Raw genomic sequence first — 12,899 nt, forward strand, 5'->3', positions numbered from 1 at the left:
GCCTAGACGAAGGCGGACTTTCCGGTCACGGCCCGGGCGACGATCAGGGAGTTGATCTCGTAGCTGCCCTCATAGGTGTAGAGGATCTCGGCGTCGCCGAAGAGCTTGCCCATCTCGAAGTCGCTGCTGATCCCGTTGCCGCCCATCAGCGAACGCCCCATCGCGACGGAGGCCCGCGCCAGCCGGGTGGTGGTGGACTTGGCCATGGCGGCCTGCACCATCTCCAGCTTGCCCTCCTGCTGGATCCGCGCCAGCTGGGCCATCAGCGCCAGGGAGACGCTGGCATTGCCCAGGATCTCCGCCAGCTGCTGCTGGACCAGCTGGAAGCGGGCCAGTTCCTTGCCGAACTGCTTGCGTTCCAGCGAATAGGCCCGGGCGACGTCGAACGCGGCCAGCTGGATGCCGGCGCCCTGCCAGCCCACCCACGCCCGCGAGTCCCGCAGCAGTTCATTGGCCCGGGAGAAGTCAGTGGCGCCCGGCAGCAGGTTGGATTCCGGAATGCGGACCTCGTCGAGCACGATGTCCGCGTTCTGCATGATCCGCAGCCCGATCTTGTTCGCGATCTTGGTGGCGGTGTAGCCGGGCCGGTCCGTCTCCACGATGAAGCCCTTAATCTGCTGGTCCGCGACGTCGCGCGCCCAGACCAGGGCGAAGTCGGCGATCGTGCCGGCCCCGATCCAGCGTTTGGCACCGGTGATGACCCACTCGCCGTCTTCCAGCCGCGCCGTGGTGGACAGTCCCCCGGCGATGTCCGAGCCGTGGTCCGGTTCGGTCAGGGCGAAGGCTCCGAGCTGGGTGAACGCCGTGAGCCCGGGAAGCCACCGCGCCTTCTGCTCCTCTGAGCCAAGCTCATCGATCATGCCGACGATGAGTTCGTTGTGGATGCCCACGAGGGCCGAGAGCGAGACGTCTGCGCGGGCCACCTCGACGTACATCAGGCCCTTGAAAAGCTTGGAGGTACCGTCCGTCTGCAGTCCGCCCAGGCCGTGTTTGCCCAGCTCGGCGAGCAGGCCGAAAGGGAACTCCTCGCGGTTCCAGTAGTCGATCGACGCGGCGCGGATCCGGGTCTGGAGGAACTCCCGGATCTCCTGGTAGCGCGCCCGTTCGTCCGCTGGCAGCAGGTCCACGATGTACATCAGGTCCGCGTCCGGGAACGGGGGCACCACCGGCGCCGGGGCCGGACTTTCCGCGGCGCCCCCGTGGGCGGGCGCGGCCTGGCCTGCCATTGCCTCGCCTGCCATTGCCTTGACGGCGGCTTGTCCGCTGGCACTTCCTTGTGACTGCACGGGCACGTATCCCTTCGTAATGTGCCGCGCATCGGCAGCAACATCTGCTCTTCCAAACCCTTGGATGTCCTAGTATATTGCACAGTGATGGGGATCACTAGGCCAGCGGCGGCCGCCACCGGACCGCCTGGCTGCGACCGGCTGCGAAAGGTGCACCATGACCGTCACCGAGGATTTCCGTGCCGCGAGGGACAGGCTGCTGGCCCTCCGCGGGGACTACACGGCCGCGCGCCAGGAATTTGAATGGCCGCGCTTCGCTGAGTTCAATTTCGCCCTCGACTGGTTCGACCAGATCGCGGCCGATCCCGCCAAGGCGGACCGGCCGGCCCTGGTGATCGTGGAGCAGGACGGTACGGCCACGCGGCGCAGCTTCGCTGACCTCTCGGCGCGCTCCGCGCAGGTAGCCAACTGGCTCCGCGCCCAGGGCGTGCGGCGCGGGGACCGGATGATCATCATGCTCGGCAACCAGGTGGAGCTCTGGGAACTGATGCTCGCCGGCATCAAACTCGGCATCGTGATGATCCCCACCACCACCCTGATGGGACCGGCGGACCTGCAGGACCGGGTGGAGCGCGGCGGGGCCGGCTGGGCCGCCGTCGGGAGCGCCAACATCGCCAAGTTCGCAGGCGTCCCGGGCGACTACAGGCTGATCGAAATCGGCGGCGGCGCCGGCAACGCCGAAATCAACACAGCGGCCCTGCAGTACGCGGACGCGGCGGGCGCGGCGGAGAACTTCACCCCGGACGCCCCCACCAAGGCCGACGAGACGCTGCTGCTCTACTTCACCTCCGGCACCACCTCCAAGGCCAAGCTGGTGGAGCACACGCACACCTCCTACCCGGTGGGCCACCTGTCCACCATGTTCTGGATCGGCATGGAACCGGGCGACGTGCACCTGAACGTCGCCTCCCCCGGCTGGGCCAAGCACGCCTGGTCCAACGTCTTCACCCCCTGGATCGCCGAGGCCTGCGTCTTCATCTACAACTACGACCGCTTCGACGCCAAGGCCCTGATGGAGCAAATGGACCGAGAAAAGGTCACCAGCTTCTGCGCCCCGCCGACGGTCTGGCGGATGCTGATCCAGGCCGACCTCACCCTGCTCAAAAACCCGCCCACCAAGGTGGTGTCCGCCGGCGAACCACTCAACGCCGAGGTCATCGACCAGGTCCAGCGGGCCTGGGGCCAGACCATCCGGGACGGCTTCGGCCAGACCGAGTCCACCGTGCAGATCGCCAACACCCCGGGCCAGCCGATCAAGATCGGCGCCATGGGCAGGCCGTTGCCCGGCTACGACGTCGTCCTCGTGGACCCGGCCACCGGCGAAGAGTCCGACGACGGCGAGCTGTGCCTGCGCCTGGACCCGCGCCCCGTCGGGCTGATGAAGGCCTACTACGGGGACCCGGAGAAGACCGCTGAGGCTTTCCGCGGCGGCTACTACCACACCGGGGACATGGCGAGCCGGGACGAACGGGGCATCATCACCTACGTGGGCCGCGGCGACGACGTCTTCAAGTCCTCCGACTACCGGCTCTCCCCGTTCGAGCTGGAGAGCGTGCTGATCGAGCACCCGGCGGTGGCCGAGGCCGCCGTCGTCCCCTCCCCCGACGCGCTCAAACTGTCCGTGCCCAAGGCCTTTGTGGTCCTGGCCGCAGGCCACGAGCCCGGACCCGAACTGGCCGAAGACATCCTGCGCTACTGCCGCGAGCACCTGGCCCCCTTCAAACGTATCCGGCGGCTGGAGTTTGCCGAGCTGCCCAAGACCATCTCCGGCAAGATCCGGAGGGTGGAACTGCGGCACAACGAGGAACTGCGGCACGGGGCCGGCCGGGTGCCGGAGGGACTGGGCACGGAGTACTCCGAGGCCGACTTCCCCGGGCTGAAGGGCGAGGGCTAGGCATGGGCACCCCGCTGCCGCGTGACCCGATCGCCGACGCCCAGCGCAACTGGGAGCGGCACGGCTGGGCCGACGTCGCCGCCCCGATGGCCGCCATCACCGCCATCATGCGGACCCAGCAGATCCTGCTGGGCAGGATCGAAACGGCACTCAAGCCGTTCGGACTGACCTTCGCGCGCTACGAGCTGCTGGCCCTGCTCAGCTTCGCCCGGAGCGGCGCGCTGCCCATGAACAAGGCGAGCGCGCTGCTCCAGGTCCACCCCACGTCGGTGACCAACGCCGTCGACCGGCTGCAGGAGGCCGGGCTGGTGCTCCGGTCCCCGCACCCCACGGACGGCAGGACCACGCTGATCGAGCTCACCTCCGAGGGGCGGACCCTCGCCAAGCGGGCGACGGCTGTGCTCAACGCCGAGGTCTTCGGCCAGTCCGGTTTCGAGGAGCCGGACGTGGAGCAGCTGATCCGGATCCTGGGCAACTTCCGGCGCAATGCCGGGGACTTCAGCGGCTAAGCCGTACACTTCCCTTGCGGGCACGTCGAGGGATGGGCCCGGAGCCGAGGAGAGCGCTATGATTCCGGAAATCAACATCTGGGCCGTACTGCTGGCGACCCTGTCCAGCATGGTGGTCGGATCCGTCTGGTACACGCCCAGGGTGTTCGGCAATTACTGGATGCGCGTCGCCAAGGTCACCCCCAGCGGGGACGCCAGGGACGCCGTCAAGCCCATCCTCATCACGCTGCTGGTCAGCCTCATCAGCGCGTGGGTGCTGGCCGGCTCCGCCGCCATCTCGCAGCACTTCTACGGCGGCAACTTCCTGGCCAACACGCTGGTCACCGCCCTGATTCTGTGGGCCGGATTCACCGCGGCCCGCTTCGTCACGCACGACGCCTTCGAGGGCCGCCCCGCGGGACTGACGGCACTGAACTGCGCCCACGAACTTGTGACCCTGATGGTGATGGCCCTGATCATCGGCCTGTTCGGGATCAGCGCCGGGTAAGACGGTTCCGGAGAAGAGCAGCATGGAATTCGATGAATCGTTCTGGGACGAGCGGTACCGCCAGCACGGCGAGCACGCGTCCGTGTGGAGCGGGGAGCCCAACGCCCAACTGGTGGCCGAGGCCGCGGACCTCACGCCGGGTTCCGCACTCGACGTCGGAGCGGGAGAAGGCGCGGACGCCGCCTGGCTGGCCCGGCGCGGCTGGCGGGTGACCGCGGTGGACATCTCGTCCGTGGCCCTGGCCAGGGCTGCCGCCGCGGTTCAGGACGAGCCCGAAACGGCCGCCCGGATCACCTGGCAGCACCAGGACCTCACCGCGTCACCGCCGCCGGCCGGGACCTTCGACCTTGTGTCGGCGCAGTTCCTGCACCTGCCGGCGCCGCAGCGCGACGGGGTGTACAGCCGGCTGGCCGCCTCCGTGGCGCCGGGCGGGACACTGCTGATCGTGGGCCACCACCCCTCGGACCTGGACACCAGCGTGCGCCGGCCCTCCACCCCCGGCCTGCTGTTCACCGCCGAGGAGATCGCCGCCGGCCTCGACCCCCATGAGTGGGAGATCGTGACCTGCACCGCGCGGCCGCGGGCGACCAGTGATTCCGAGGGCGCCCCGGTCACGGTCCGGGATGCCGTGCTCCGCGCCCGCCGCACGGCCTGACGCCACTGCCGGAGGCCCCGTCACGGCCGGGGGGCTCACGGAGGCCCCGTCACGGCCGGGGGCCGGCCAGCCGTTCCCTCAGCCCGGCCGCGAGTCCAGCAATGGTGAGGAGATCGAACAGGCCGCCGCCGATTTCGACGAGTCGACGGCGTTTGACCCCGGCGAGCCGGAGCCGCAGGTGCACCCGCGTCCCGGAGGCTGTGCCCTGAGGGTCAGCCTGGTCCGGCGCGGGCCGCAAGACGATCGCCCAACTGATGGCGAGTGCGCCGCGTTGCGAGCGGTGCACGAGGGCCTTGGGCGGGGCGACGGTCACGATCTCGAACGTGGCCCCGGGACCACCCCAATCGGCGATGACGTCTCCGGCGCGGAGGTCCTGCAAGGCCGGGTCTAGGGTCCGGAGGGCGCGCCGCCTCGCCGGAATGAGGGCTTCCGCCCATCGGGGCAGGTACCAGCCGGAGCGTCCCTTGCCCAGCTGGACAAACCAGGGCCAGACGGCGGCGGGCGCGGCCGGCAGGTCGAACCCCCGGTCCATCACCACGTCCGCGGCGGGGACCAGCCCGTCGCCGGGGAGCATGGCGTGGACTTCCTCCGGCCAAGCCCCAACGCCCAGAAAACCGGTGCCCATGGCGGTTCCTCCCGCGGGCCGGCTACCGGTGGGTGAAGTCGGGCTGCCGCTTCTCGCTGAAGGCGGCCATGCCCTCCTTCTGGTCCTCGGTGGCGAAGAGCGAGTGGAACACGCGGCGTTCGAACAGCACGCCCTGGGCCAGCCCGGTTTCGAAGGCGGCGTTGACGGCTTCCTTCGCCACCATGGCCACGGGCTTGGACTTGGAGGCAATCACCTCGGCCGCCTTCACGGCCTCCTCGACGACGTCGGCGGCCGGGACCACCCGGGACACCAGGCCCGCACGCTCGGCCTCCCCGGCATCCATGAAGCGTCCCGTGAGAATCATGTCCATCGCCTTGGCCTTGCCCACCGCGCGGGTGAGGCGCTGCGAGCCGCCCATGCCGGGGAGAACCCCAAGGTTGATCTCGGGCTGGCCGAACTTGGCGTTGTCCCCGGCGATGATGAAGTCGCACATCATCGCCAGTTCGCAGCCGCCGCCGAGGGCAAACCCGGACACCGCCGCCACCACCGGGATGCGCAGCCGGGTGAAGTCCTCCCAGCCGCGGAACCAGTCGGCGGCGTACATCTCCATGTAGCCCTTGGACTGCATCTCCTTAATGTCAGCGCCGGCGGCGAACGCCTTGGCCGAGCCGGTCACGACGACGGCGCCGACCTCCGGGTCGGAATCCATCGCGGACACGGCGGCCACGAGTTCGTCCATCGTCGCCTTGTTCAGGGCATTCAGCGCCTCGGGCCGGTTGAGCGTCACGAGGCCCACGCGGCCTCGGCGCTCCACCAGGATGTTTGTGTAGTCGGTCATGCCTGTCCCCTCGGCTGCTGTTCGGACTTGTCCCGGATGTCGGTGATGATGCCGGAGAAGTCCCGGCCGGCACCGCCTTCCGCGGCAAACGTATCGTAAATTTCGGAGGCCAGCGGTCCCAGCCGGGCGGCGACGCCGGTGCTTTCGAGCGCATTGAGGGCCAGTTTCAGGTCCTTGGCCATCAGCGCGCCAGCGAAGCCCGGCTGGTAGTCGCGGTTGGCCGGGCTGGTCGGCACCGGACCGGGCACGGGGCAGTTGGTGGTCAGTGCCCAGCACTGCCCGGAGGCGGCCGAGGCGACGTCGAAGAGTGCCTGGTGCGTCAGCCCGAGCTTCTCGCCGAGCACAAAAGCCTCGCTGACGGCGATCATCGAGACGCCCAGGATCATGTTGTTGCAGATCTTCGCCGCCTGTCCGGCGCCGTGCCCGCCGCAGTGGACCACCCGCTTGCCCATGACCTCCAGCATCGGCTTGACGGCGGCGAAGTCCTCGTCGGTCGCGCCGACCATAAAGGTCAGGGTTCCCGCTTCGGCCCCGACGACGCCGCCGGAGACCGGGGCGTCGACGGCCCGGTGGCCCGCCTCGACCGCCAGCGCCGAGGCTTCGCGGGCCTCGTCGACGTTGATAGTGGAGCAATCGAGGAACATCGTCCCCGGCGCCGCGGCCGCCAGAAGCCCCGGACCGCCGGGCTTGCCTGGCTGATCGAGGGTGCCGCGGTAGGCGTCCAGCAGGTGTTTGCCGCTGGGCAGCATGGTCAGCACGACGGCGGCGCCCGCGACGGCCTCCGCGGCGGTATCCGCGGTAGCGATCCCGTGGGCGCGGGCGGCTTCAAGCGCCGCCGGCACCACGTCGTAGCCGGTCACGGTGTAGCCGGCCTTGACCAGGTTGACGGCCATCGGCCCGCCCATGTGGCCCAGGCCGAGGAACGCGATGGCACCGGCCTGCGATGCGTCAGAAGGTGATGGTTCGGTCGGCGATGCTTCAGACATTGTCGTGCTCCTTCGAAAGCTTCAGTTCACGCTCGCCCAGCGGCGCGAAGTACGCCTCGACGTCGTCGCGGCTGACCTCCGCCAGGCTGGCCGGCTGCCACTGCGGGTTGCGGTCCTTGTCCACCACCTGGGCGCGGATGCCCTCGCGGAAATCCGGGCCGTCCAGGAACCGCAGACCCACCCGGTACTCCTGTTCCAGGGCCTCGGCGAGGCACAGGCCGCGGACGCGGCGCAGCGAGGCCAGCGCCACTTTGACCGCGGTCGGGGACTTGGCCGCGATGGTGTCGGCGGCGTCCGCGGCTTCCCCGCCCACGGTCCGCAGCCGGCGCAGGATCTCCTCGGCGTCGTCGGAGGAGTAGCAGGCATCGATCCATTCCTGCTGCGCCGCGAGGACCGACGGCGGGGCTTCCCCGGCGAACCGGGCGACGGCGGCGTCCGCGGGCTCGGTCTCCAGCGCCGCCGCGAGGTCCGCGAGCTGTGCGGAGGGAACGAAGGTGTCCGCGAGCCCCAGGAACAGGGCGTCGGCACCGCTCAGGTGCGCTCCGGTGAGCGCCGCGTGGGTGCCGGTTTCGCCGGGCGAACGCGACAGCAGGAGCGTCCCGCCGACGTCGGGCACAAAGCCGATCGTGGTTTCCGGCATCCCCATCTTGGTGCGTTCGGTGACGATCCGGACCGAGCCGTGTGCGGAGATACCTACCCCACCGCCCAGGACCAGCCCGTCCATCAGCGCAATGTAGGGCTTGGGGTATTCCGAGATCAGCAGGTTCAGCCGGTACTCGACGGCCCAGAAGTCTGCGGTCGCGTCGCCGCCGCCCTGCATGTCCCGGTAGATGGCCACGATGTCGCCGCCGGCGCAGAGCCCCCGTTCGCCGGCGCCGCGCACCAGGACGGCGGCGACGCCGTCGTCGTCGGCCCACACCGTGAGCTGCTCCAGCATCGCGGACGCCATGCCGGCGGTCAGCGCATTGACGGCCTTGGGCCGGTCCAGCGTGACGACGCCGAGCCGGCCGCGGCGCTCGAACCGGACCTCGGCGGGTTCTCCGCCCGTCTGCTCCGTCATCAGCTGCCTTCCGGCATCACGAAGCTGGCGCCCTGGCGGATGCCGGAGGGCCAGCGGGTGGTGACGGTCTTGGTCTTGGTGTAGAACCGGAACGCGTCGGCGCCGTGCTGGTTGAGATCGCCGAAGCCGGAGGCCTTCCAGCCGCCGAAGGTGTAGTACGCGATCGGCACGGGAATCGGGACATTGATGCCCACCATGCCGACCTGGACGCGGCTGGCGAAGTCGCGGGCGGCGTCGCCGTCGCGGGTGAAGATGGCCACACCGTTGCCGAACTCGTGCTCGCTGCACAGGCGCAGGGCCTCGTCGTAGTCTTCCGCGCGGAGCACGCTGAGCACCGGCCCGAAGATTTCCTCCCGGTAGATCTTCATGTCCTTGGTGACGTTGTCGAAGAGGGTCGGACCCACCCAGAAGCCGCCGTCGTAGCCCTCGACTTTGAGGCCGCGGCCGTCCGCGAGCAACGTGGCGCCTTCCTCGACGCCTGAGGCGATGTAGCCCTCGATCCGTTCCTTGGCGGAAGCGGCGACGACCGGGCCGAAGTCCGAGTCCTTGGCCAGGCTGTGGCCCACCTTGAGGTCCGCGACCCGCTCCTGCAGCTTTGCCACGAGCGCGTCGCCGGTGGCCTTGCCCACCGGGACAGCCACGGAGATCGCCATGCAGCGTTCGCCGGCGGAGCCGAAGCCGGCGCCGATCAGGGCATCAACTGCCATGTCCAGGTCCGCGTCGGGCATGATCACCATGTGGTTCTTGGCGCCGCCGAAGCACTGGGCGCGCTTGCCGTGCGCCGCGGCGGTGGCGTAGATGTACTGCGCGATCGGGGTGGAGCCGACGAAGCCGATGGCCTGGACGCGCGGGTCCTCCAGCAGCGCGTCCACGGCCTCCTTGTCCCCGTTGACCACATTGAAGACACCGTCCGGCAGGCCGGCCTCGGTGAACAGCTCGGCCAGCCGCAGCGGCACGGAGGGATCACGCTCGGAGGGCTTGAGGATGAAGGAGTTGCCGGCCGCCAGGGCGGGGCCGGACTTCCAGAGCGGGATCATGGCCGGGAAGTTGAACGGGGTGATACCGGCCACGACGCCGAGCGGCTGCCGCAGCGAGTGGACGTCGACGCCGGTCCCGGCGCTGTCGGAGAACTCGCCCTTGAGCAGGTGCGGGGCGCCGGCGGCGAACTCCACCACCTCGATGCCGCGCTGGATGTCGCCCTTGGCGTCCAGGAAGGTCTTGCCGTGCTCGGAGGAAAGCAGGGTGGCCAGTTCGTCCATGTTCTGGTTGACCAGGTCCACGAACTTCAGCAGGATCCGGCCGCGGCGCTGCGGGTTCATGGCGGCCCACTCCAGCTGGCCCTTCTCCGCGTTGGCCACCACGTTGCGGACTTCCTCGGCGCTGGCCAGCGGGAGGCGTGCCTGGACCTCGCCGGTGCAGGGGTCGTAGACGTCGCTGAAGCGCCCCGAGGTGCCCTCCACGTGCTGCCCGCCGATGTAATGGGAAAGCTCACGAACCATTATGGAATGCTCCTTTGCATGTGACCTAGATCATCTCTTCTCCCGAATATACTCGGACTTCCTACTAATTTCCAGACTGGCGGGCAGCGGTGACGGCCCGGGCCGGCGGCCGCGGCAGCACCGCCCGGGGCCAAGGAAAGGTAAGTTAGGAACTGTGAAGATTGCCACCTGGAATGTGAATTCGCTCCGTGCCCGTGCCGACCGCGTTGAGGCCTGGCTCCAGCGCACCGACTGCGATGTCCTGGCCATCCAGGAAACCAAGTGCAAGGACGACAACTTCCCGTGGGAGCTGTTCGAACGGATGGGCTACGAGGTCGCCCACTTCGGCCTGAGCCAGTGGAACGGGGTCGCCATCGCCTCCCGCGTGGGCCTCGACGACGTCGAACGCACGTTTATGGACCAGCCCGTCTTCGGCAAGGGCGGTAAGGAAGAAGTCCAGGAGGCCCGCGCGATCGGCGCCACCTGTGGCGGAATCCGGGTCTGGAGCCTCTACGTCCCCAACGGCCGGGCGCTCGACGATGAGCACATGCCCTACAAGCTCAGCTGGCTGGACACCCTCCGTGCCCACTCCGAGGCGTGGGTCAAGGCCGACCCGAAGGCGCAGATCGCGCTGATGGGCGACTGGAACATCGCCCCGCGCGACGAGGACGTCTGGGACATCGACTATTTCCGCACCGAGGGCCTGACCCACGTCAGCGAACCGGAACGCGCGGCCTTCCGCGCCTTCGAAGACGCCGGCTTCGCCGACGTCGTCCGCCCGTACGCGCAGGGACCCGGGGTCTACACCTACTGGGACTACACCCAGCTGCGGTTCCCGAAGAAGGAAGGCATGCGGATCGACTTCATCCTTGCCTCCCCGGCGCTGGCCGCCCGCGTGACGGGCGCCTCGATCGACCGCGAAGAGCGCAAGGGCAAGGGCGCCTCGGACCATGCCCCGGTCATCGCGGAGCTGGCCGACTGATGGACGCCCGCCGGGGAAGCGCAGGCCCGCGATGACGGGGAACCTCTACCACGGCCAGGCCGGGTTGCCGTTTTCCTCGACGCTGCGGGTCTACGAGCCCCTGGAGGCCTTCCCTGCCGAGCAGCAGGGGGCGCTGCGGGCCGCGGGCGCCCGCTCCGAGTCCCGCGCCGCCGTGGAGAACGCCGAACTGCTGGCCTCGCTGGGCCGCATCACCCGCCCCGGCGGGGATCCCTTCCCCACCGGCCAGACGGACCTGGTGCGTGTGCTGGCCGTCAGCGACGGCGGATCCCCCGGCCCCGGCAAGGCCGGCCCCGGGAACGCCGCACCCGGCAAGGCCGACGACGGGGAGGTGCTGCCGGCCAGGCTGCTGTACTGCCCCAGCCAGCTGGTGCTCCGGGCCGGCCTGGCCGCCAACGCCCTGATGGAGGGAATCCACGGCCCGCTGGCACAGCTCCTGATCCCGGAGGAACTGCGGGACCGGCACCAGGAACGCATCGACCAGGTCAAGGCACGCGAGGGCGTCGGCCGGGTCCACACTCGCGCGTCGACCTGGGGGATCCCGTTCAGCTGGTTCTGCCTGTTCCAGGAGTCCGACCCCACCGACGTCGTGGAGTCCGGCGGCCGGATCATCACCGTGCGGATCCGGGCCACGCTCGGGGCCGCACTGGAACGGGTGCGGCACGCCGTCGCCCATCTGGCCCTCGCCGCTCCGGACCTCGACATGCTGGAGGATCTGACCCAGCTCACCGAATGGCTCGAGCTCTTCCACCCGGATTCGGTCGTGGAACTCGACTACGGCGCGGTGGCCGACAAGGTTTACCCGGACGAGTCGCCGCTGGATGTGCGGCTGGGAATCGAGTGCCTGGCCGAGGGCGACATGACCGGCGCTGCGGCGGCGTACCGGCGGCTGGCCTCCCGCTGGATCCCGATCCGGCAGCTGGCACGCGCCTCCTGAGGCACCGGGGGTAACGGACGCGCCGTCGCCTAGCGGCGCCTGGCCTGCTGGCCCGACGCCGGCGCAAGCGGCTCCGCGAGGCGCGGGGCCGCCGTCGTGCTCCGCACGATCAGCCGGTGCGGGGCCACCGTGGAACGCACCGCCCCTGCGATGCCGTCGAGTTCGTCGAGCAGCATCTTGGTGCCGAGCTCGGCCTGCTCGTCGGGGCGCTGCCGCACGGTGGTGAGGCCGACGGCGGCGGAAAATTCGTGGTCATCGATTCCCACCACCGAGAGATCGTCCGGGATCCGGACGTCCGCCCGGCGGGCCTCGAAGATTACCCCCATGGCCATCTCGTCCGAAGCGCAGAAGATCGCGGTGGGCTTGGGCCCGGGCCGGTCCCACAGTCGCCGGAACGCTTCCTGGCCGCTGTGGACGGTGAAGTCCCCCCACTCGTCCCACTCGGGCCGGACGTCCAGCTCCGCCTGGGCCATCACGTCTTGGAACGCCTTGATCCGGACCCGCGGAACGTCGAAATTCAGGTCTGTTTCGTCATCGCCGTGGAGCAGCGCAATGTCCTTGTGGCCCAGGCCGATCAGGTGCCGCACCGCGGTGGACGCGGCCTCGTAGTCGTCAATTCCGATGTACGCGCAGCCCTCGACGTGGCCGCCGACGACGACGAGCGGGATGTCGATCTTCTGCAGGTGCTCCAGTTCCTCGCGGCTCAGGGCCATGCAAAGGACCAGGAGGGCGTCGATCTGCTTGTAGACCATGGTCTTGCTGAACAAACGCTCGCGGTGGCTGCCGTGGCCGCCCAGGTTGAACAGCGACAGGTTGTACTGGCGGCCGTGCAGTTCCCGGTCCGCCCCTTCGATCGCCTTGGAAAAGAACCAGCGGCTGACGAACGGGGCCAGCACCCCGATGGTCCGGGTGCGGCCGGTGGCCAGGCCGGACGCCGAGGACGAGGCCACGTAGCCCAGGGCCTGCGCGATGTCGAGGATCTTCTCCCGGGTGGCGGGCGAGACCCGGGGCAGCCCTCGAACGGCGCGGGAGACGGTGGCGGTTGAGACACCGGCTGCCGCCGCCACGTCCTCGATGCTGACGCCGGAGTGGCCTCCGCGTTGCGCCCTGTCAGTTGTCCGTGCCACCGTGTCCCCTTATCGGCCGGCCGCAGAATCGCGGCCGGCGCACCGCCCCGCGGCGC

The 12,899-nt window shown here is 69.6% G+C and carries 13 protein-coding genes; 6 read left to right on the plus strand and 7 right to left on the minus strand.

Annotated features, from left to right (window positions below; all coding sequences use genetic code 11):
• Positions 1 to 2: 2 nt before the first annotated feature.
• Entirely contained in the window at positions 3 to 1,226 is a 1,224-nt protein-coding gene (locus ACZ5Z0_RS07905) for an acyl-CoA dehydrogenase family protein (RefSeq protein ID WP_464110750.1), read from the minus strand.
• 217 nt (positions 1,227 to 1,443) lie between these two features.
• Between ACZ5Z0_RS07905 and ACZ5Z0_RS07910 the strand changes: the two genes are divergently transcribed.
• The 4 genes from ACZ5Z0_RS07910 to ACZ5Z0_RS07925 are packed head-to-tail and all read left to right on the plus strand — an operon-like array spanning position 1,444 to position 4,831.
• Complete coding sequence (locus tag ACZ5Z0_RS07910; protein WP_464110631.1) at positions 1,444 to 3,180, plus strand: AMP-binding protein; 1,737 nt, start codon at positions 1,444 to 1,446, stop codon at positions 3,178 to 3,180.
• Positions 3,181 to 3,182: 2 nt separating this feature from the next.
• Entirely contained in the window at positions 3,183 to 3,689 is a 507-nt protein-coding gene (locus ACZ5Z0_RS07915; protein WP_464110632.1) for a MarR family winged helix-turn-helix transcriptional regulator, read from the plus strand.
• A gap of 58 nt (positions 3,690 to 3,747) precedes the next feature.
• Positions 3,748 to 4,176 carry a DUF1761 domain-containing protein gene (locus ACZ5Z0_RS07920; protein WP_464110633.1) on the plus strand — a complete coding sequence of 143 codons (429 nt, stop codon included), beginning with the start codon at positions 3,748 to 3,750 and terminating at the stop codon, positions 4,174 to 4,176.
• 22 nt (positions 4,177 to 4,198) lie between these two features.
• Positions 4,199 to 4,831, plus strand: coding sequence for a class I SAM-dependent methyltransferase (locus ACZ5Z0_RS07925; RefSeq protein WP_464110634.1), 633 nt, complete (start codon positions 4,199 to 4,201; stop codon positions 4,829 to 4,831).
• A gap of 49 nt (positions 4,832 to 4,880) precedes the next feature.
• Here ACZ5Z0_RS07925 and ACZ5Z0_RS07930 read toward each other — a convergent pair whose 3' ends face one another.
• Genes ACZ5Z0_RS07930 through ACZ5Z0_RS07950 form a run of 5 tightly spaced genes read right to left on the minus strand, consistent with a single transcriptional unit; the run spans position 4,881 to position 9,800 of the window.
• Entirely contained in the window at positions 4,881 to 5,456 is a 576-nt protein-coding gene (locus tag ACZ5Z0_RS07930) for a hypothetical protein (RefSeq protein WP_464110635.1), read from the minus strand.
• Positions 5,457 to 5,478: 22 nt separating this feature from the next.
• The gene (locus ACZ5Z0_RS07935; RefSeq protein WP_138767615.1) at positions 5,479 to 6,255 is read right to left on the minus strand and encodes an enoyl-CoA hydratase; all 777 of its coding nucleotides are present in this window, start codon (positions 6,253 to 6,255) and stop codon (positions 5,479 to 5,481) included.
• Positions 6,252 to 7,241 carry a 3-hydroxyisobutyrate dehydrogenase gene (gene mmsB / locus ACZ5Z0_RS07940; protein ID WP_464110636.1) on the minus strand — a complete coding sequence of 330 codons (990 nt, stop codon included), beginning with the start codon at positions 7,239 to 7,241 and terminating at the stop codon, positions 6,252 to 6,254. The genes ACZ5Z0_RS07935 and mmsB overlap by 4 nt, the downstream gene beginning before the upstream one ends.
• Positions 7,234 to 8,301 carry an enoyl-CoA hydratase/isomerase family protein gene (locus ACZ5Z0_RS07945; RefSeq protein WP_464110637.1) on the minus strand — a complete coding sequence of 356 codons (1,068 nt, stop codon included), beginning with the start codon at positions 8,299 to 8,301 and terminating at the stop codon, positions 7,234 to 7,236. Before ACZ5Z0_RS07945 ends, mmsB begins: the two co-directional genes overlap by 8 nt.
• Positions 8,301 to 9,800 carry a CoA-acylating methylmalonate-semialdehyde dehydrogenase gene (locus tag ACZ5Z0_RS07950; protein ID WP_464110638.1) on the minus strand — a complete coding sequence of 500 codons (1,500 nt, stop codon included), beginning with the start codon at positions 9,798 to 9,800 and terminating at the stop codon, positions 8,301 to 8,303. Before ACZ5Z0_RS07950 ends, ACZ5Z0_RS07945 begins: the two co-directional genes overlap by 1 nt.
• Positions 9,801 to 9,954: 154 nt before the next feature.
• Between ACZ5Z0_RS07950 and ACZ5Z0_RS07955 the strand changes: the two genes are divergently transcribed.
• A complete protein-coding gene (locus ACZ5Z0_RS07955) occupies positions 9,955 to 10,761 on the plus strand; it encodes an exodeoxyribonuclease III (protein ID WP_464110639.1) in 807 nt (268 codons plus the stop codon).
• A gap of 31 nt (positions 10,762 to 10,792) precedes the next feature.
• Positions 10,793 to 11,716 carry a DUF8083 family protein gene (locus ACZ5Z0_RS07960; RefSeq protein WP_464110640.1) on the plus strand — a complete coding sequence of 308 codons (924 nt, stop codon included), beginning with the start codon at positions 10,793 to 10,795 and terminating at the stop codon, positions 11,714 to 11,716.
• Between the two features lie 29 nt (positions 11,717 to 11,745).
• Here the strand turns inward: ACZ5Z0_RS07960 and ACZ5Z0_RS07965 are convergent, their stop codons facing one another.
• Complete coding sequence (locus tag ACZ5Z0_RS07965) at positions 11,746 to 12,843, minus strand: LacI family DNA-binding transcriptional regulator (protein WP_464110641.1); 1,098 nt, start codon at positions 12,841 to 12,843, stop codon at positions 11,746 to 11,748.
• Between the last annotated feature and the right edge of the window lie 56 nt (positions 12,844 to 12,899).

Source organism: Arthrobacter sp. T2-23 (assembly GCF_055398325.1).